The organism is Mucilaginibacter rubeus (assembly GCF_003286415.2).
In the GTDB taxonomy this organism is placed as follows: Bacteria; Bacteroidota; Bacteroidia; order Sphingobacteriales; family Sphingobacteriaceae; genus Mucilaginibacter; species Mucilaginibacter rubeus_A.
Genome location: NZ_CP043450.1, coordinates 3053452 through 3073718 on the forward strand (window position 1 = coordinate 3053452; position 20267 = coordinate 3073718).

Genomic DNA, 20267 nt, shown 5'->3' on the forward strand with positions numbered 1-20267 from the left:
ATCTAAACTAATTAGCTTTATACATCAGCTCAAGTATTCAAAATGGCGCCTAATTTAGAACAGACATTCAGATGGTTTGGCCCCTCCGATCCGGTAACCTTACAGGCTATCAGGCAAACCGGGGCAACCGGCATTGTTACCGCATTGCATCATATACCATGCGGCGATGTATGGAGCAGAGCTGAAATCAGCGGTAGAATAAAGATGATCACTGATGCCGGTTTCCGGTGGTCGGTAGTGGAAAGCGTAAATATTCATGAAAGTATAAAAATAGGAACTGCTGATCGCGATCAATACATTTCAAACTACATAGAAACGCTACAGAATCTTGCTAATGCCGGGATTAATACGGTATGCTACAACTTTATGCCTGTACTGGATTGGACACGTACCCATCTCGATTACCGTCTGCCAGATAACGCCTCGGCCCTCAGGTACCACGCACCCTCACTTGCAGCTTTCGACCTTTATATACTGCAAAGAGAACAAGCGTTTAACGACTTTAGTCCGGCACAGCAATCAGTAGCAAAATCATACCTCGACAGCTTAAGTGCAAGCGAACGTGAGCTCCTGATCAATACCATTTTAGCCGGCTTACCCGGAACCGACGAGGTGTTTACTATAGATGAGTTTAAAGTATACCTGGAAAAATACGCTGCCGTAAACGAGCAAAAGCTAAAGGAAAATCTCAGCTACTTTTTGAGTGCGATAATACCTCATGCCGAAAAACTGGGAATAAAAATGTGCATCCACCCTGATGATCCGCCATTTGCCATTTTAGGCTTACCGAGGGTTGTTAAAAATGAGCAGGATTTGACTGATATCGTTAATATGTATCCCTCTGAAGCCAATGGATTGACACTTTGTACCGGTTCATTAGGCGCAAACGGCAATAACGATATTCCGGGTATTATCAACCGCCTGGGCAGCCATATTCATTTCCTGCACCTTCGTAATGTAAAGCGGGAGCCTGACGGCAGCTTTTATGAAGCCGAACACCTAAACGGCAGCACAGATATGTTTGCCGTTATGAAAGCGGTTATTGATGAACAAATAAAAAGGGAAAAAACCGGGCGGAATGATACAGCGATACCAATGCGTCCGGATCATGGGCATAAGATATTAGATGATGTTAATCATAATACTTACCCCGGTTATTCGGTAATTGGGCGTTTAAAAGGCCTTGCAGAATTGCGCGGACTGGAGCTGGGTATAAAGCGGATGTTATTTTAAGCCATCCGAGTATTTATTCAACCACATACATAACCTCGGCGAAATTCTCTTTTTCTGAGCCACAGGTTGGGCACTCATAGTTATTTAAACTTTCAAATGGGATCCCGGGTTCTATAGCGTTCAGCAGGTCACCATATAACTCGTCATAAATGGTGAAGCAGCTTTTGCATTGGTGAACGGTTTTCTGATTAGTTGATTTAATGTCGCTATTGCCGGTACTTACTTGTAAAGGCAATCGGTTATTGCACTGCTGTTCGTAAAACATATCGCACAACGCTATCAGGTGTTTACTGAGATCTGCTTTTGGAACGCTTTGTTTATATACCACAAATTCGCGGGTGTTGTGGTTAAAATCGCGGGTATGTACAATTTCAAACTTATCGGGCATCCGCGAACGGATCATAACCGAACCATAAATACCCGATTTAGGCGAACGCTTTATGGCAAAGCTAAGGCCGTAAGTTCGCAGATCAGCCTCTTCAAACTCGCTTACCAATTGCTGCTTAAGCTCAAGACATGAACTGCAAAGATCCTCTACCTGCCAGTTAAGTTCATTTGAGGCATGCCTGACATTTACCCGGTATTTGTTCAGCAAATTGCCCCATAATGGCCGGTGTTTAGCCTCAATATTTTTTATCAGTAAAGATTTCCATGGACTGATGTACAACTGCCCTACCCTGGTTTGCATGCACAGGTTACAGATCTCCTTCAAAAATTCGATGTCGAAAAGCTCATTACGCCGGTATATTCCCAGCCAGTATTTGTTACCCTGCTTATTAAAACCCTCGTAATAGGGTAATTGAAATTCAGGGATTACCAGCGGCTGATCAATTTCCTGTATAACAAATTGGTGACTGGCAATAACCAATTGATAAAGCTCTTCAGGATTGATCTCGGCCTGATCATAAAAGCGCGCCTTATTAGCAAAAATTACCTGTTGTATGGCTTTGCCCACGGCAGGAATATCGTCCGAATAAATCAATACAGGCCAGCAATACAGAATATTGGTTTTAGGAAACCTGATATACAAATACCAGTAATTACTTACCGGCGAGCAAATAAAGTTAAGGTTACCTGTAAAAAACGGGGCGAAAGTTTGGTTGCTGTCAACCAGGTTTATTTTTAACTCGGGCTGATAATCAAACAGATCGAAAATGTCTTTATAAACACCTTCTTTGAGCCAGTTTTCCTGGTTAAAGATACCATCGGCAATGTAAGAGCTGGTAATATTGGGATAAACATCCTGGTTAACTTCATGATCGATACCGGCACTTAACATATCAAACTCCAGATCCTCCAACCGTGCCTCGTCAAGCTCAAAATAAAGCTGCTGCCTGTTACCAAAACGCACTTGTGTAGCACCTGCATTTTGCGCAATGATGAGCATTTCATAAAAATCGCCGGCAGAAGCTACTCCCCCCGGCAGGTTTATCTTAATCAGTTGCTTATTCTCCATTGGTTCAAGCTTTTACTAATTGCTGCTGAAGTGCCTCCTCCAGCAAACGTTTAACCTCGGGCCGGCATGATCCGCATCCGGTTCCGGCTCCTGTCTGGCTGCAAACATCTGCCAGCTGCGTGCACCCGCTTGCTATTTTATTACGAATATTATCTGCACCTACGTTGTTACAACTGCAAACCAGCTTACCCAAAACAGGTTCGGCAGTTTTACCGCTGCGAAGTAGTTTAAGGCGCTTATCGCTTAGTTCGGTTTTATTGGCTATCAATTCTCTAAACTCCTGAAACTCGCCCTTATCACCAATTAAAATGGTGCCTACCAGCCTGTCCTGGTGAATAATACACTTCTTGTAATAGCGTTTGGCTTTATCTATAAATACAATCTCCTCATAATCCTTATCATTAGGGCAATCAGATAAACCGATACTGCACAAATCAAAGCCATGAATTTTGATGATATTCATAAACAAGCTACCCTTATAGTAACTGGCAATGTCGCCATTTATATATCCGGCAACAACAGCCGCCTGCTGTTCGGCAGCCGCGGTTATGCCGTATAGGGTACCCTGAAATTCGGCTATTTCACCAATGGCGTAGATGTTAGGATCGCTGGTGACCAAGCGTTCGTTCACTATTACGCCGCGCTTAATTTCAAGACCACAATCCCTGGCAATTTCCAGGTTAGGCGTTGTGCCTATGGCCAGGATCATGGCATCGCAATCAATTTTTCGCCCACTTTTTAAACCTATACCGGTAAGTTTACTACGACCATAGAACAACTGCACTTCATCATCATAAAAAATATCGCAGCCCTGGTCAACCATCTCTTCATGCAAAAGCCTGCTGCCAAGCTCATCCAGTTGCCGGTTTAAAAACCTTGACGTACGTTGAATAATAGTTATGGTGATTCCTATCTCACGCAGGGAAGCTGCCATTTCCAAACCCAACAAGCCACCACCTACAATAACCACATGCCCGTTTTTAGGTACGTGCTTTTTAAAGTTATCGGCGTCGTTACGGCTACGCATGCTGAAGATGCCCGGCAACGATGGTACGTTTTTAGGGACAGCCGCTCGACTGCCGGTAGCCAGCAGCAGTACATCATAATATGTTTTTATGCCCCGGCTGTCCAGCACATATTTATTGGCACGATCTATTTTTTCGATGCTTACGCCTCGTAGCAACCTTATTTTAAGTTCAGGCTCTTCCTCATCGGTCATTTTTACCAGTTGCTCCCAGCGTTGTTCGCCGCTGATATAATCGGGTAGCATTACGCGGTTGTAAAAAGGATGATCTTCTTTACTGAAAATAATGATCTCGTCATCCTTATTCAACTCGCGGTACGAGCGTACAAAGCCATGTGCACCTGCTCCGGCGCCCACTACCACAATTTTTTGGAAAGGTTTTTTATATTTTTCAACTTTTACCGCGCAATACTTAAAATCAGGTTCTTTCGATATTGGGTCTACGGCATCGTTGGTAACATTGTTAATGCGATGCAGGTCATTATTCAGAATCTTGCCCCAATGCATCGGCACAAAAATTACGCCTTGCTTTATCTGTTCGGTAAGCCGGGCTTTTACCCTTGCTTCGCCTCTACGGGACGTAATAATAGTAACGTCGCCTTCGCTAATACCCAAAACGGCAGCATCGGCAGGGTTGATCTCAACAAAAGACTCCTTAATATGCTGATTAAGCTTGTTCACCTTGCCGGTTTTACTCATGGTATGCCACTGATCGCGGATACGGCCGGTAGTGAGAATGAAAGGATAATCATCATCAGGCATTTCGCTGCTATGCTTATCGGGCACAGCGCTGATTTGCGCGTTACCCGTAGCCGTGTAAAACTGCTTATCAGTAAACAATCTGGAAGTTCCGGGCGCTGCCTGGCGTTTTTTATATGGCCATTGTACCGAGCGCTGCTGTTTAATGATATCATAGCTAAGTCCGCTGATATCAATATTGGTTTTAGCGGTAAGTTTAGCGTGCTCGGCATAAATTTCAGCAGCGTTTTTAAAGTCAAAGCCCTTATATCCCATTTTACGGGCAAAACGGCAAATGATCTCGCTATCGGGCATAGCTTCACCCGGTGGATCAAGTATTTTATTGAGGTAGCTGATACGCCTTTCGGAATTGGTCATAGTCCCTTCCTTTTCGGCCCAAGCCGCAGCCGGAAGAATCACATCGGCATAAGCCAAAGTTTCGGGCTTATTGCTGATCTCCTGAACCACCACAAATTTTGCTTTTTTCAGGGCTTCCTCAGCCAGCCGTACATTCGGCAAACTGGTAAGCGGATTAGTACACATGATCCAGATAGCTTTAAGGCTACCATCATTCAGGGCCTCAAACATTTCGGTTGCAGTTAGCCCCGGCTTGGCGGCTATTTCTTTTCCGCCCCAAAACTTTTCAACCTCTGCCCTGTGAACCGGGTTCGCCAGGTTACGATGCGCCGGTAAAAGGTTTGCAAGGCCACCAACCTCGCGCCCCCCCATAGCATTCGGCTGGCCGGTTAATGAAAGCGGCCCGGAGCCCGGTTTACCAATATGACCAGTTATTAAACTAAGGTTTATGAGGCTCAGGTTTTTATTTACCCCAACAGAACTTTGGTTTAAGCCCATTGTCCACATGGTGATAAAGCCTTTTGCTTCGGCGATATACTGGGCCGCAAGGCGGATATCACTTTCACTAACACCACAAATAGCCGATGATTCGGCAAGGGTGCGTTCGAACACCAGTTTACTATACTGTTCAAAACCATCGGCATGGTTAGTCACGAAGTCAATATCGATGTCGCCATTCTCAATCAACACCCTGCCGATAGCGTGGTTCAGCGTGATATCGGTACCGGGGTTCAATTGAAGGTGCAGGTCGGCACTGCTGCAGGTATCCGTAACCCGCGGATCAACCACAATGATCTTCACATCAGGATTGGCGGCTTTATGCGCCTCAACCCTTCTCCATAAAATAGGATGGCACCAGGCTGGATTGGCCCCGGTTACATAAAAGCAATCGGCCAGTTCAATATCATCATAACAAACGGGCACGGAGTCTTCGCCCAGGGCTATTTTATAAGCAGCTACAGCGCTGCTCATACACAAGCGCGAATTAGTATCGATATTATTACTACCGATAAAACCCTTAATCAGCTTATTAACAACATAATATTCCTCGGTAAGGCATTGTCCCGAAGCGTAAAACGCTACCGAATCCGGGCCGTATTTATCGATAAATGTTTTGAAAATAGCTGCTGTACGCTCCAATGCATCATCCCAGCTAACCCTTTGCAGGGGCATGCTTTTATTATAGCGCATTTGAGGGTACAGCAGCCTGTCTGATTTATCGTTGGCAGTATAATGCAGGTTGAGTCCCTTACTGCACAGCATCCCTTTATTTACGGGATAATCTTTATCACCCTCAAGCGTTATACTGCCATTTTTTTCTTTATTAATGACCACGCCGCAGCCAACCCCGCAATAACAGCAGGTGCTTGTAAATGTATTTTGTTGTGAGCGCTTCATTTTTAACTTAAAGCTGAAGGCTTGAGGCCTAAAGCTTTGTTTTTCGTTCTTTATCTTTATTAGTATTCAAAAAAGCTTTCCGCCTTTGGCTTTAAGCTACGCTTCCTGCTAATACGGCATCTTTTGCAGGTTCGGTAACAGCTTGTTTTTGGAAACGGGTTACCAAAACAATTGCAGAAACAATCATTACCGTAATACCGATATAAGTAAATGCCTGTACATAGGTGATATGCTCTGATTTAAAAAGGAAACCAAATAACATCCCGCCAAGGTTACCACCGGCGCCCACTATACCGCTTACCATGCCCACATTTTTGTTATTGATGAAAGGCACGATACCATAAGTAGCCCCATTTGACATTTTAAGGAACAGCGCGAATGATAGCATAGATATAATAGCCATTGTAAGATTGCCCGATTGTGCAAACAGGATGAGACCAATGCCTTCCAGCAGTAAAACACCCGCCAGCAGCAGGCCTTTGCCACGCATGCCGAATTTGCCGCCAACTTTATCAGATACAATGCCGCCCAATGCCCTCGCAAAAAGGTTCATGAACCCGAATATGCCGGCCCAAAAACCGGCTGAACTTTGCGACAGGTGAAAGGTATCTACGAAATGCAGTGAAGCCACGTTGTCAAAAGTGATCTCCATACCAAAGCACATGGCATAGGCCATGGTCAATGCCCAAACGCGCCAGTCGGCCAATATTGACCAATCTGTTTTTGACGGATTGGTTTTGGCATAACCAATCTCGTCATAATTACCATTAGGGGTATCTTTAGTGAATTTCCAGTATAAAAAAGCAATTGCCAGCATCAGTACTCCCGGTACAATCATGGCATAGCGCCAGGCTTCGGCTTTGGTATAGCCAGCCCCTACAATTGCGGCAAATATTAAAGGCATTACCATATTGGTTACCCCGCCGCCAAGGTTGCCCCAGCCACCGGTTACCGCGTTGGCGGTACCTTTTATATTGGGCGCAAACATCATTGAGGTATGGAACTGGGTAATTACAAATGATGAACCAATTACCCCAATAGCCAAACGGAACAATAAAAACGAAGTATAATCATGCGCCAGGCCTACCAGGAACACAGGTAAGGAACCAACTATCAACAACCTGACGGCTGTTTTCCGTGGCCCCCAGGTATCACAAAGTTTACCAATAATAAGGCGGGCTATGATTGTTGCCGCTACCGAAGCGATAATGGTATTCCCCACTTGTCCTTTACTTAAATGCAGTTCGGCGCGAATGGTTGGCATTAACGGCGCCAGGCCAAACCAACCAAAAAAGCACACAAAAAACATAAGCCATGTAATGTGAAAGGTGCGCATTTGAATGCCTTTCAGCGAGAATATATTGAGTTTAGTAAGTTGTTTTTCCATTTTTTCTAAGCTTTAAGCTCAAAGCCCGCAGGCCGAAAGCTTTTGTTTTTTACTCTGATTTATTTAGCGCTTTTAGCTTTAGGCTTTGAGCCTTAAGCTTTCTGCTCCCATTACTTATTCAAAAACTCGGGTTTAATGTTAAGCTGCAGGTATGCCCAAAATGGGTGCAGCTTATTTGCATCAGGCGTTAAGCCTTTGGCATACTCCATACTATGGGTTGCCGCCATGTAGGATAAACCCAAATCAACAACGGTAAATTTGTTAAGCTTATAGCTGTTGGTAAGGTCAAATTCGGTACCGAGGTATTTATCAATAGGTTGCCCGTCAGTTGCTTTCTGATCTTTTGCCAGCAGGAAGTAATGGTTAGCCAGTTCTGTGCTAAAGCGCTTATTATCTGAAAGATATTTTATTTTAAGATAAGGGTTACTTAAGCCTCCAGTCGGAGATCCGCTGACGGCATAAAAATAATCCATATAGCCCCAGAACTTGTGCGGGGTACCATACAGCGGGTCAAACCGGTGATCAGTTTTTGAAGATGAAAAAGAATCATTGCCCGATAGATAATCCCAGCCGGCTGTATAAGCGAGGTTACCGCCTTTATAACATAAGGATGTTGTAAAAGTATATGCGCTCAACTCGGCACCATCACGGTTATGACCGCCCTGGTAGTAGAACCCGCCGGTTGCAGCCCATTCATCTTTATTACCGAAAACGGGGTTGACAAGCAAACCGGTTGTGTAGCGGGTATTAACACCAGGCTGATTAAACCGGCGGCCATAGATATAGCCAACGTCCTCACCGGATACATTTTTTACCGAATCAAGCTTGTATTTGGCAAACTGATCGGCCAGGAAAAGACCGCTTATTTTGGTCTTGTTTAATTTTTTTGCAAAGTAGAGATATTCAAGTGCTTTATAGTTTTGATTTTGCCCGTTGGTTCCGGGCGGATTTAAGAATGACAAGTTACCGTTTTTAGCGCTAACACCCGATGCGTTTACCAGTGGAATAAGTCCGGCCGGTGTATTAGCTAAATTACCTTTGCTATCTTTAATGGTAGCCGGTACGTTTGCCGGTGTATAGTAAGTTCCGTTATAGTTAATAGCATCTGAGCTTTGATTAAAAGCAGCGCCCAGATCAAGCTGCCAGCCCGATTGAAGAAGTTTTAATACTATAGCATCATGCCTGCGCCCCTGTTGTATCCAGTCGGTAGCACCAAGCAGGCGTTCATCGTCATAGCTGATTTCCTGCCGGCCAGCTTTAATAGCAAAATAATCGACAGGTGATTTCTTGAAAGAAGTGTCTTTTTTGTTAGAGAGGATCAATTCGGCCCAGGCTTCGTGGAGGCTTAGCCTGTTGCCATCGTTAATAGTAATTGTTGAGGCATCCTGGCCCCAAAGCCTTACATCCTGTACCGAGGTTTGAAAAATAAGCTTGCTGCTTTTGTAATTAAAGGAGAGCCGCGTTCGTTGTGATACAAAGGCCGCGTTTTTGTTACCTATCGGTTCTAAAGTCCCATAACCATCACGTAATTCGCCTCTTGTTTTGATCTGACCGGTTAAAGACAGCTGCGCGGAGGCATTATAAGAAACAAAACATGATATAATTAATAGAATTTTCCCAATAGTGTATTGATTACATACATTTTTGTACATTTGAAATGGTTTTTTATTTGTTAAAGCGATTAAAAACTGTTTAACCCTGTCTGGGAATGCGACCTCCCGGCAGGGCTTTTTTATGTTTTTTTGATTTTCATCATAGGCACTATCTTTTTTCTATTTTTTGATTGAATTAATTATGATAAATATAACTTATTTAATGATTAAGTACAAATAATCAATTTTTAAAGTTAATTTTTATGATAAAAGTTAGTATAAATTGATTTTTTTGGCAAAAACTCAATTTTAAAACATATAAAAACTACAGAAATACATTTTTAACAATTTTTTTACGAACATTACACATCAAAAACAAATAAAAAACTAATACAAATCATATAAACAATCAAAACCAAACGCACAAAACTTCTAAAACAGAATAAAAAATCAAACAAACTCACAAAAACCAAACAACAACCAAGCTAACACATTTAAAAAACAACAAAAACAAAACACACGCCATCATAAAAATCAATCAAAGTGTAACAATTACACAACAAATCATTCAAAGCCCGCCCATTTCACCTCAAAACACGCTATTTCTTCTATATCGAATTAACAAAACCAAGCAAAATCGAAAAAGCAACAATTAAATTCCGAAATATCGCGCATAAAAAAGCGCTATTGCCCTACTTGACAACAGCGCCCGATACGAATTACTTCCTATAATTCTTAATCGATCCCTACAAAAACTTTTCCGTCGGCTATTTTTACCGGATACGTCTTCAAAACCAACTCTTCTTCACCTAAACACTCCCCGGTAAGCAGTGAAAATGTCTTTTTATGAAAAGGACAGGCCACCTTCGGCTCACAGTTTTCACCTGCACTACCAATCATTCCGCGCGAGATAGCCATTTGCTGCTTATGCGGACAAAGATTTTGAGTAGCATACCACTCATTGCGGCGTGCAAAATTAAATATCGCTATCTGCTCATCGCCATGCTTGATACATGAGCCACCATTTTCGGGCACATCATCAACATAACAAGCCATAATCCATTGTGTTGCTATTACAGTTTCCATTGTGTTTTCTTTTAAATAATGACCAATCTAACTTCAGACTAAAAAATTACCACTCCTTAGCACGAACCTGCTCACGCATCGGTTCAAATTGCGCATGAGGATCTTTTTCGTCTGGAGCATTAATAAAATGAGCAAAACGTTTGCGCATAGCCGGATTATTGATAGCCTCTTTCCATTCGCAGTGATAAGTATTCACCAGGGCCTGCATTTCCTCTTCCAACTGCTCACCCAAACCCAAACTATCGTTTACTATTACATTTTTAAGATAACTCATTCCGCCATCAAGCTTATTAAGCCAGGTTGCGGTACGGGTTAATTGATCGGCAGTTTTAATGTAAAACATCAAAAACCTGTCGAGATATTTAACTACAGTTTCTTTGTCAATATCAGTGGCCAATAACTGAGCATGCTGCGGTTTAGATCCACCATTGCCGCACACGTATAAATTCCAGCCTTTTTCCGTTGCGATAATTCCAAAATCTTTCGACTGCGCCTCGGCACACTCGCGCACACAGCCACTTACTCCGCCTTTTATTTTATGCGGCGCCCGGATGCCTTTATACCTATCCTCTACCTCGATAGCAAACGTCACACTATCATGCAAGCCAAACCTGCACCAGGTACTGCCCACGCAACTTTTCACAGTACGAAGCGCCTTACCATATGCATGGCCACTTTCAAAACCGGCGTCAATTAATTCTTCCCAAATTAAAGGCAGATCACTCAGGTGCGCGCCAAACAGATCTATGCGCTGCCCACCGGTTATTTTAGTATATAAACCATATTTTTTGGCAACCTGACCTATAACAATAAGCTTATCAGGCGTAACTTCACCGCCGGGTATCCGCGGAACAACGGAATAAGTGCCCCCTTTTTGAATATTGGCCAAAAAACGATCGTTACTATCCTGTATTACCTCTTGCTTTACAATAACATCATTCCACAAGCTGGATAATATACTGGCTACAACCGGCTTACAAACCTCACAGCCATCGCCTTTACCATAATGATCAAGCACCAGGTCGTAGTTTTTAAGCCCATTTATTTTCACCAGGTCAAAAAGCTCCTGGCGCGAGTAGTCAAAATGCTCGCAGACAACATTTTTAACATATTGCCCGTTAGCCTTCATGGTACCGACAATCAGATCCTTTACCAATGGCACACAACCACCACAGCCCGTACCTGCCTTGGTACATTTTTTCATACCATCAATGCCGGTTACACCACCATCACTTACGGCCGAGCAAATAGCGCCTTTAGTAACAGCCTCGCACGAGCAAATCAGCGCATCGTCCGGCAAACTCATAACGCCCGCTCCGGCGTTAGTTTCACCACCTCTTGAACCCAATATCAGATCTTCGGGATCAGGAGGCAATACAATTTTGTTATTGACCGTTTGCAGCAGCATATTATAAGCATCTGCATCACCAATCAAAATACCACCTAACAAATTCTTGCCATCGTTAGTGATATTAATACGTTTATAAATCCCCTTATGGGTATCCTCGAATAAAATAGTACGACAGTCGGGCTCGGTTATGAAAGCATCACCAAAGCTGGCCACATCAACACCAATCAATTTCAGCTTGGTGCTCATATCATAACCGTAAAAACTTTTCTCACCCTCAGTTAAATGAACTGCTACTATATCAGCCATCTCATAGCCTGGCGCAACCAAACCATAGATCATCCCCTCATATAGAGCACATTCTCCAATAGCGTAAATGCATTCATCGCTGGTTTGCATTTTTTCATTCACCACAATACCACCACGGGTACCAACATGGAGCCCCGCCAATTTGGCCAACTCGTCGCGCGGACGGATACCTGCCGAAATTACCAGCATATCCACCGCCAACTGACTGTCGTCATTAAATTTCAACGACTGGATTTTCCTATCACCGGCAATAGCGGCGGTGCTTTTATTTAAATGAATATGCAAACCCAGCTGACTCAATTTCATTTGCAGCATATTACTCCCTGCGGAGTCAATCTGCCTCGGCATCAATCGTGGAGCAAACTCAATAACGTGCGCTTCGGCGATACCAAGATCAATTAAAGCCTTAGCAGCTTCCAAGCCCAGCAAGCCACCGCCCATTACCGCGCCTGATTTTGCGTTTACTGCATGAGCCTTTATAAGCTCCAGATCCTCAATGGTACGATAAACAAACACCCCCTCCTTTTCGATACCCGGAATATCAGGCACAAAGGCCGATGAACCGGTTGCCAAAACCAGGTAATCATATTTGAGCGTAATACCCTTTAAAGAATGGACAGTTTTTTCGGATCGATTAATTTCCTGGATAGGATCATCCAAATGAAGGGCGATACCATTATCTGAATACCAGGACAAAGTGGAAAGCGACAGATCTTCTGCTGTTTTACCGTTAAAATACTCGCTGAGATGCACCCTGTCATAAGCATGACGAGGCTCTTCACCAAAAACAATTATTTGGAACTGCGCTGATCGGGCCAAAAGTTTCTCACAAAACTTGTAACCTACCATGCCGTTACCAACTACTACGACCGTTGGTTTTGACATATTGAATTTTTTAAATGTTAAAGCAATTTTCAAACTAAAAATGACCCAGCTGCGACCTTGATATCATTTATATCACAATTATAACCTAAAAAAACATCAAATGAAAATTTAATTTCAATTTTTTATCACTTAAATCATAAATATTGACATTTAATTACGTAAATTGCTGCTATAATTATAATTTAAATCATTTTTAGAGCATAATTTTTCAAACGATTTTGCACTTTTATCAAAATCAACAAAATAAAAAGACTCTAAAAGCTATTTTTTGATACAAAATTTAATAAAATGCAAAATAAAATACAAAATCCAGAACTTTTTGTGCTCGGAGCAGGTCCAGGCGACCCGGAATTGATGACAGTGAAGGGTTTTAAGGTTTTGCAACAGGCAAATGTGATTTTATATGACAATCTGGCTAACAAGGAATTACTCGCGATAAGCCGCGATGATTGTGAAAAAGTATACGTTGGTAAACAGCCTTACGGCGATTATACACCACAAGAAACCATTCATGAACTAATAAAGCACTATGCTTTTACTAAAGGAAATGTGGTAAGATTAAAAGGAGGCGACCCTTTCATATTCGGTCGTGGGTTTGAGGAGATCATTTATGCGCGACAGCACGGCATTACCACCCATTATATACCGGGTGTTACCAGCATGCAGGCTTCTGGGCTGGAAGACATTCCCCTAACCCACCGGCAGGTAAGCGAAAGCGTTTGGATGGTTACCGGTACTAAGAAAGACGGCAACCTCTCTGCCGACCTTACTTGCGCCATGCACAGCAACGCGACAGTAGTTATATATATGGGAATGAAAAAGCTTGCCGAAATAGCAGCAGCCTATGTAAAGGCAGGCAAGGGTAACACACCGGCAGCCATTATACAACACGCTTCGTTACCTCAACAAAAATCAGCAAAAGGAAAAGTAAGTGACCTGGAGACTATCGCGGCAGATAATCAGCTCACCTACCCAGCCATTATTATTATAGGAGATGTAGTAAACGTAAAAAATTAAACAAGTATGAAGATCAGAATAAAAGGAAACTCGTTGCGTTATCGCCTGACTAAAACCGATGTTGAAAGATTTGACACCAATGGCTACCTGGAAGAAGTTACTCAATTTGGAGCCAAAACATTTAAATATGCGCTGCAACGTTCTTCAAATAACGCCTTAACTGCAGATTTTGACGACGATACCATAACCATGTACATGCCGGTTACCATGGCACTTGAATGGACAAGTACCGATCGGGTTGGTTACGAAAATAACACCAGCTCAATGTACCTGCTTATTGAAAAAGACTTCAAATGCCTTGACAATGTAGCTGAAGACCAAAGCGACAATTACCCGAATCCGTTGATTTTAAAGATGCAGCATGCACATTAAAAAAAAGGGGATTTCTAAAAAGGAATCCCCTTTTTATATCAGATCATGGTTACTGTTATCCTTTTGCCTGATTGATTTCGCTGATAGCACTTTCAGCGGCACTTGCAGATGCAGTATCGTTAAGTTTTTTCCTTGCTTCTTCAATTTGTTGCAGCGACGCGACAAGCTTTGGCGCAATACCATACTTTTTGAAGTTTATGGCAATACCCTTAATGGCACTAATACCCTGCAAAACCGATTGCTTATTATCCAGCTTGCCAATCATTTGTGGCAGCGGACCACGTGCAAGATCAAACTTCAGTTGTACCGATCCTTTTTCAAAGGCGTTGATCACGTATGACCATTCTTTATCAGAGCCATTGGCAGCATAAACATTAACAATGGCTTGACCCAATTTACCTTTCCCGTCAGCCTCCAGGCTTTTGGCGGTTTGGAAAGCATCATCCGATGATACGCTATTTAAAGCAGCAAGCGCGGCACCTTTAACTGTATAAGATGGACTTAAAAGCGATTTTTTATAGATATCAAGATATTCCTTTGACTTTGTTTTATCCAAAACGCCAATTGCAGCCGCTCTAACAGGATAGTTAACATCATGCTGGGCCAAATCAGCAACGATTGGCAATGCTGTTTTCGCAACTTCAGCACTATCCATCTTCAGCGCACGGATAGCTTTTATCCGGATGCCATAATATTTATCTTTTAAAGCTGCGGTAATAATATCCTTACCTTCTGTGGATGTTTGACGGTCAATAGCCGCGCTCAAAGCCTCTAACCTATCCAGGTAAAGTGGTGCGCGATGATATTGATAATCAAATTCGGTCAGGGTTTTATGATCTGTCTTTTTAGTAAGGAGCACTTTATCACCATCAACGTTAATTAAATCAGGCTTTACAGCGCTTTTAAATATTAACGTGTCGTTTTTTTGCGCGAGCCAAACCTGTTGTCTGGTCACTTTTCCGCCTGCGTATAAATCGACAGCTACTGGGACATGGAATATCTGCCCTTCCTGCTTTTGACTTATAAATACTTTTTGTTCGTGATTGGCCTCGTTCCATTGGTAAGTAATATCCAATACCGGATGGCCAGCACCATAGTACCATTGATTAAAGAACCAGTTCAAATCTTTTCCGGATATTTCTTCCATAGCCAGGCGGAGATCATGTACTTCACCATTTTTAAAGCCACGGGTTTTCAGATAAAGTCCCAAGCCTTTAAAAAAGGCATCGTCTCCGAGGTAATTACGCAGCATGATGAGCACCAAACCGCCTTTATCATAAATATTAGCCCCGTTAATACCTTCGTTATCGGTATATATAAATGGCGTTAACGGTTGCTTGTATGCGGTTGCGTTATTTAGATAGGCCTGCAGTTCGTCATATCGTTTAGCATCGCCATCGTCTTTACCATATTTCTTTTCGTTCCAGTATTTTTCGCCAAACACCGCGAATGATTCGTTAAGCGTTTCATTGCTCCAGCTTTCGCAGGTAACCAGGTCGCCAAACCATTGGTGGAAAAGCTCGTGTGCAATTGTTGTTCCGCCCGAACCGTTAGGATCATCGATCAGGTCCCATGGTGATTTCTGAACATACTCGCCATGTAAAGTAGCCGAGCTGTTTTCCATGGCACCCAGCGGATAATCGCGAACAACGACCTGGCTATATTTTTCCCATGGAAAATCAACGCCCAAAGCTTTTGAATAGAATTCAATCATTTCAGGAGTTTGGCCAAACAGTTGTTTAGCATAAGGCGCATAATCAGGTTCCAGGTAATAAGAAACCTCTTTATTGCGCCATTTATCCTTATAAATTTTAAAATCGCCTATCGCCATCATAAACAAATACGGGCAATGCGGTAAAGATTGTTTCCAGGTATCGGTACGTGTGCCGTCGGCATTGCTTTTTTGACTGATGAGCAAACCGTTTGATAGCGTGGTATATTTTGCAGGTACCGTCATGCTCACCTGCTCGGTTGTTTTTTGATCGGGCTTATCAATGGTCGGGAACCAGCATGATGAACTTTCAGCCTCGCCTTGTGTCCAGATCTGGGTTGGTTTTCCCGGCTCTTTACCTAAGGGGTTTACAAAATACAAACCTTTTCCATCAAGCTTAAAGCCGGGTTTATCGTGTAACTCGTTTGGCTTGGCGGTGTAATCAATAAACAAGGTATAATGTTCTTTTTCGGTATAGGTCCGGTTTAGTTGAATGGCTAATGACAGGCTATCTTCATAATGATAACGAAGCGGGACAACTTTGCCATTTTCAACAATACCAATGGTTTTAATATCCATCCCTTTAGCATCAAGCCTTACGGAATCGGTAGGATAAAAATGTGGCTTCAGGGTAACCCACTCCTTTCCGTTTAAGTAAGATTTTTGATAATCGAACCTTACATCAAGGCGTGTATCAATCAGGTCGTTGATTTTTGGAGCAGATGCATGATAATAAGGTTGGTCGGGAGCATGATGATTAAGTTGTGCTTCTGCCGAAAAAGAAAGCCCGACAGATAACGCCAACCCTAAAAATGAAGACAAGTATATTTTTTTCATCTAATAAAACGTTTTACCAAACGCTAAGATACATATCCGGATGAATAATTTGCATACGATATAGAGATTTGAACCCTAAACAGTGAATTATTCAAATTGTAGGTCATTACAACAGTGGCATTTGTCATTTAACTGTGATTATTTGCAGTCAAACACCATAAAAACAATCGATTCTTTGGTTCAATAAGCATGTATCCAAATCATTACAAAACATTTTAGGGTGATGAACTATTTTTGCCTTAGTTAAACAACGCAGTGAAAAGGTATAATCAAACCATAAAGCAATATGTAGTACTGTCACTTTTAGTGATATACCAGTTTGTGGGTTGGGTTCACCTTGCTTACCTCCCGCGGCAAAATTACGCGAGCGGTGTTCACTCAGCGTCGACCATCGATTTTCTGCACAAGAACACGAACGCCAACTTGCCAAGGGTGCAATTTCAGCGAAGTTTTCATTCTGTTGACGAAAGCCGCAAAGACCTTAAGGCTCCATCGAAATTGCTTGTGCTGTTTTTCGCCTTCCTGCTCACCGACAGTTTGATGTTTACTATAAACAGAAGACCGGATAGCGTTTTAGCTTCGGTGTATTCTCATACCCCTTCTTCTTATCTCAACCTGCGTACACTCAGGATCTGAGTTTTTCTTACATCTTTTTGAATTTGCTGACCAGGTGCTAACAGGCATCGCGGTACAATAGCTGTTATGCTGATTTCATTGTCTTTTGCAAGGCAATCAAATTCCGCATCATTCAAATTCCATCTTCATCTTAAAACTTAATCAGAGTGGTTTAAAAGCCATTCGTCCTAACAACCTGTTTTGCCATGACGCGCATACCAATAAATATTTATGGCTTAAAGCCGTTTTTATTTGCAGGCTTACTTTCTTTATCATTATCCGCCTCGGCGCAAAACATAAAGAAGAAGCAAACTCCTGTCCCTGAAAATGTACCGGACACCCCTACCGTCGGTTTTCCTGTTATCCCCAACGCTACCGATGCCGGTAAAAATGGCGGCGAGTATTTAACCCTAAAACAATGTATTGATTATGCGCTGATACATCAGCCTGCCTTAAACAAGGCATTAATTAATACGGATATTACCCGTACAACCAACTCCATTAACCTGGCTGCCTGGTTGCCACAGGTAAACGCCAACGGCAACCTGATCCATTATATCCAGCAATCAAATTCCAATATCTCTACCGGTGTGGGTACAAGCACGGGGAGCACAACAACCGGCAGTGGTACCGGTACTGTACGCAGCAGTTACTCTAATACTTTCATTCCGGAGCTGGCGGTATCTCAGGCTATTTTAAGTCCGGGGTTATTATACGCCGCAAAAAGCGCTCCCCTATTGGTAAAACAGGCACAGCAAGTTACCGATAGCACCAAAATATTTTTAGTATCTGCTGTAAGTAAATCTTTTTACAATGTGTTGCTCACACTGCAACAAATTAACGTGCTGAAAGAAGATACCGCGAGACTTGGCAAAAATTTACGTGATGCCTATCACCAATACAAAGGCGGTATTGTTGATGAAACTGACTACCTGCAGGCTACCATTACACTTAACAATTCTGTCGCCCAGTTAAAACAGGCCAATGAAAATATCATCCCCCAATATGCGGCGCTAAAACAGCTAATGGGCTATGAACCCGAAAAGAACTTTAATGTAAGCATTGATACCGTCCAGATGATGGCCGATATCCAGATTGACACTACCCGGCAACTGGAATACGAAAAGCGGATAGAATATAAGCAGATCCAGACCCGTAAAGACCTGCAATCGCAGCTTACCAGTTATTACAAGTACGCTTATCTGCCTACTATTTCAGGCTTTTTCAACTATAGCCTGCAATATGCCAATAATAATTTTTCCAACCTTTTCTCAAGGTCGTACCCAAGTTCAATAGTGGGCGTGTCATTGAGCATACCCATATTCACCGGTTTTGCGCGACTGCACAATATACACAAATCGCAATTGCAGGAACAGATAGTTCATTGGGATGAGGTTGACCTTAAATCACAGTTGTATAAAGAATATACCTCCGGACTGGCCAGCTATAAAAGCAACCTGTTCGGCTTCAATGTACAGCGCAAAAATGTGGCCATGGCGCGGCGTGTATACTTTGTGGTTAACCTACAATATAAACAAGGCGTTGTAGCCTACCTTAACGTGATCACCGCCGAATCAAACCTGATCACTGCCGAAATCAATTACACTAACTCGCTTTTCCAGCTGCTATCGAGCAAAATTGACCTGGAAAAAGCAATGGGAGATATCACTTATTAATGCCAAAAAACCAAACCATGAAGCGCGTATTTTTTAATGCCATTTTTATAAGTATTGTAGTTTTTGCAGCCTGCAAAAAGAAACAACCACCGCAAAATACTGAAGTACCCGTTAACCTTTACAAGGTAAAGGCAAAACCTGTATTATACTACGACCAGTACCCCTCAACTACAGCGGCTTTAAGCCAGGTGACCCTATTACCCCAGGTGCAGGGTGCTGTAACCGGCATATTTTTCACCGAAGGTTCGCAGGTAAAAAAGGGACAAAAGCTGTACGAGATCGATAAACGGATATACCAGGACAGCTATGACGCAGCCGTTGCCAACCGTAAAGTTACCGAGGGTACCCTATTACAGGCCCAGCAAGATGCCGACCGTTACGAGTACCTGAATAAATATAACGCCGTTGCCAAGCAACTTTATGATCACGCGGTAATCACGCTTGAAAATGCTAAAAGCCAGGTTCAGTCGGCAAATCAGGCAGTTAAAACAGCCAGAACCAATTTGAATTATGCCGAAGTATACGCCCCATTTGATGGCACTATCGGTTTAAGCCAGGTTAAACTGGGCAACGTAGTTACCCCGGGCACTACCGTATTGAACACCATCTCAACCAACGACCCGATGGCTGTAGATTTTGTTGTTAACGAAAAGCAGCTGCCCAAGTTTGAAAGGTTGCAGCAAGCCAAACATCAGCCAACCGACTCGCTATTTACTATTTTATTGGCAGATAACTCTCTTTATCCTATAAACGGAAAGATCTCGGTAATTGACCGTGCTGTTAATTCGCAAACAGGCGCCATCACCGTAAGACTGGTATTCCCGAATCCGAAAGGGATGTTAAGGGTTGGTATGAGCTGTGTTGTACGCGTGCATAACCAGGAGGCGGGCCCGCAGATTGTGGTACCGGGCAAAGCGGTTGTTGAGCAAATGGGCGAATACTTTGTATACACAGCACAAGATAGCCTCATGAACAATCCTAAAGCAGGTGCCGATTCGGCAAAAAACAAAATAAAGAGATTGGTGGCATTACAGAAAAAGGTTCAGGTTGGCGAAACCATTGGAGCTAACATGATCATCAAAAGTGGTATCAACAATGGCGACCGGGTAATTGTGGACGGTGTGCAGCTATTGCATGACGGTTCAAAAATAACCACCGCCAATAAAGTTGGGCCATCTGCCGGAGGCAAAGGCTCCCGTTAGTGGTGAGGCTAAAACACAAATAAT

13 protein-coding genes are annotated in these 20267 nt (G+C 42.8%); 6 read left to right on the forward strand and 7 right to left on the reverse strand.

Features of this window, described 5'->3' with window-relative positions; all coding sequences use genetic code 11:
- The first annotated feature begins 42 nt into the window (after positions 1-42).
- Positions 43-1233, forward strand: a complete 1191-nt coding sequence (gene uxuA / locus DEO27_RS12145; RefSeq protein ID WP_112565827.1) for a mannonate dehydratase — start codon at positions 43-45, stop codon at positions 1231-1233.
- Between the two features lie 13 nt (positions 1234-1246).
- Here uxuA and DEO27_RS12150 read toward each other — a convergent pair whose 3' ends face one another.
- From DEO27_RS12150 to nirB, 6 genes are all read right to left on the reverse strand, one after another.
- Positions 1247-2689 carry a rubredoxin gene (locus DEO27_RS12150; protein WP_112565824.1) on the reverse strand — a complete coding sequence of 481 codons (1443 nt, stop codon included), beginning with the start codon at positions 2687-2689 and terminating at the stop codon, positions 1247-1249.
- A 4-nt stretch (positions 2690-2693) separates the two neighbouring features.
- Positions 2694-6206: a nitrate reductase gene (locus DEO27_RS12155; RefSeq protein ID WP_112565821.1), complete on the reverse strand. Its 3513-nt coding sequence runs from the start codon at positions 6204-6206 to the stop codon at positions 2694-2696.
- A gap of 91 nt (positions 6207-6297) precedes the next feature.
- On the reverse strand, positions 6298-7593 hold the full coding sequence (locus DEO27_RS12160; RefSeq protein WP_112565818.1) for an MFS transporter: 1296 nt from the start codon (positions 7591-7593) through the stop codon (positions 6298-6300).
- A gap of 110 nt (positions 7594-7703) precedes the next feature.
- Positions 7704-9245: an alginate export family protein gene (locus tag DEO27_RS12165; RefSeq protein WP_112565815.1), complete on the reverse strand. Its 1542-nt coding sequence runs from the start codon at positions 9243-9245 to the stop codon at positions 7704-7706.
- Positions 9246-9920: 675 nt separating this feature from the next.
- Positions 9921-10271: a nitrite reductase small subunit NirD gene (nirD, locus tag DEO27_RS12170; RefSeq protein WP_112565812.1), complete on the reverse strand. Its 351-nt coding sequence runs from the start codon at positions 10269-10271 to the stop codon at positions 9921-9923.
- Positions 10272-10317: 46 nt separating this feature from the next.
- A complete protein-coding gene (nirB, locus tag DEO27_RS12175; protein ID WP_112565809.1) occupies positions 10318-12813 on the reverse strand; it encodes a nitrite reductase large subunit NirB in 2496 nt (831 codons plus the stop codon).
- A gap of 288 nt (positions 12814-13101) precedes the next feature.
- Between nirB and cobA the strand changes: the two genes are divergently transcribed.
- Both cobA and DEO27_RS12185 read left to right on the forward strand, forming a co-directional pair.
- The gene (cobA, locus tag DEO27_RS12180; RefSeq protein WP_112565806.1) at positions 13102-13830 is read left to right on the forward strand and encodes a uroporphyrinogen-III C-methyltransferase; all 729 of its coding nucleotides are present in this window, start codon (positions 13102-13104) and stop codon (positions 13828-13830) included.
- Positions 13831-13836: 6 nt separating this feature from the next.
- Entirely contained in the window at positions 13837-14202 is a 366-nt protein-coding gene (locus DEO27_RS12185; RefSeq protein ID WP_112565803.1) for a DUF7009 family protein, read from the forward strand.
- Positions 14203-14257: 55 nt separating this feature from the next.
- On the opposite strand, the gene DEO27_RS12190 is transcribed toward DEO27_RS12185, so the two are convergent.
- Positions 14258-16750: a M1 family metallopeptidase gene (locus DEO27_RS12190; protein WP_112565800.1), complete on the reverse strand. Its 2493-nt coding sequence runs from the start codon at positions 16748-16750 to the stop codon at positions 14258-14260.
- Positions 16751-17005: 255 nt separating this feature from the next.
- Between DEO27_RS12190 and DEO27_RS12195 the strand changes: the two genes are divergently transcribed.
- The 3 genes from DEO27_RS12195 to DEO27_RS12205 all read left to right on the forward strand — a co-directional run bounded on the left by DEO27_RS12195 (position 17006) and on the right by DEO27_RS12205 (position 20243).
- A complete protein-coding gene (locus DEO27_RS12195) occupies positions 17006-17386 on the forward strand; it encodes a hypothetical protein (protein ID WP_112565797.1) in 381 nt (126 codons plus the stop codon).
- A 185-nt stretch (positions 17387-17571) separates the two neighbouring features.
- Positions 17572-19041: a TolC family protein gene (locus DEO27_RS12200; protein WP_112565794.1), complete on the forward strand. Its 1470-nt coding sequence runs from the start codon at positions 17572-17574 to the stop codon at positions 19039-19041.
- A 17-nt stretch (positions 19042-19058) separates the two neighbouring features.
- Positions 19059-20243: an efflux RND transporter periplasmic adaptor subunit gene (locus DEO27_RS12205; RefSeq protein WP_112566904.1), complete on the forward strand. Its 1185-nt coding sequence runs from the start codon at positions 19059-19061 to the stop codon at positions 20241-20243.
- Positions 20244-20267 lie beyond the last annotated feature (24 nt).

Excerpts from the sequence above, each read along its gene's own strand:
- cobA (WP_112565806.1), top strand. The coding sequence starts at position 13,102 with ATGCAAAATAAAATACAAAATCCAGAACTTTTTGTGCTCGGAGCAGGT.
- uxuA (WP_112565827.1), top strand. The coding sequence starts at position 43 with ATGGCGCCTAATTTAGAACAGACATTCAGATGGTTTGGCCCCTCCGAT.
- DEO27_RS12200 (WP_112565794.1), top strand. The coding sequence starts at position 17,572 with ATGACGCGCATACCAATAAATATTTATGGCTTAAAGCCGTTTTTATTT.
- nirB (WP_112565809.1), bottom strand. The coding sequence starts at position 12,813 with ATGTCAAAACCAACGGTCGTAGTAGTTGGTAACGGCATGGTAGGTTAC.
- DEO27_RS12150 (WP_112565824.1), bottom strand. The coding sequence starts at position 2,689 with ATGGAGAATAAGCAACTGATTAAGATAAACCTGCCGGGGGGAGTAGCT.
- DEO27_RS12155 (WP_112565821.1), bottom strand. The coding sequence starts at position 6,206 with ATGAAGCGCTCACAACAAAATACATTTACAAGCACCTGCTGTTATTGC.
- DEO27_RS12205 (WP_112566904.1), top strand. The coding sequence starts at position 19,059 with ATGAAGCGCGTATTTTTTAATGCCATTTTTATAAGTATTGTAGTTTTT.
- DEO27_RS12190 (WP_112565800.1), bottom strand. The coding sequence starts at position 16,750 with ATGAAAAAAATATACTTGTCTTCATTTTTAGGGTTGGCGTTATCTGTC.
- DEO27_RS12165 (WP_112565815.1), bottom strand. The coding sequence starts at position 9,245 with ATGTACAAAAATGTATGTAATCAATACACTATTGGGAAAATTCTATTA.
- DEO27_RS12160 (WP_112565818.1), bottom strand. The coding sequence starts at position 7,593 with ATGGAAAAACAACTTACTAAACTCAATATATTCTCGCTGAAAGGCATT.
- DEO27_RS12185 (WP_112565803.1), top strand. The coding sequence starts at position 13,837 with ATGAAGATCAGAATAAAAGGAAACTCGTTGCGTTATCGCCTGACTAAA.
- nirD (WP_112565812.1), bottom strand. The coding sequence starts at position 10,271 with ATGGAAACTGTAATAGCAACACAATGGATTATGGCTTGTTATGTTGAT.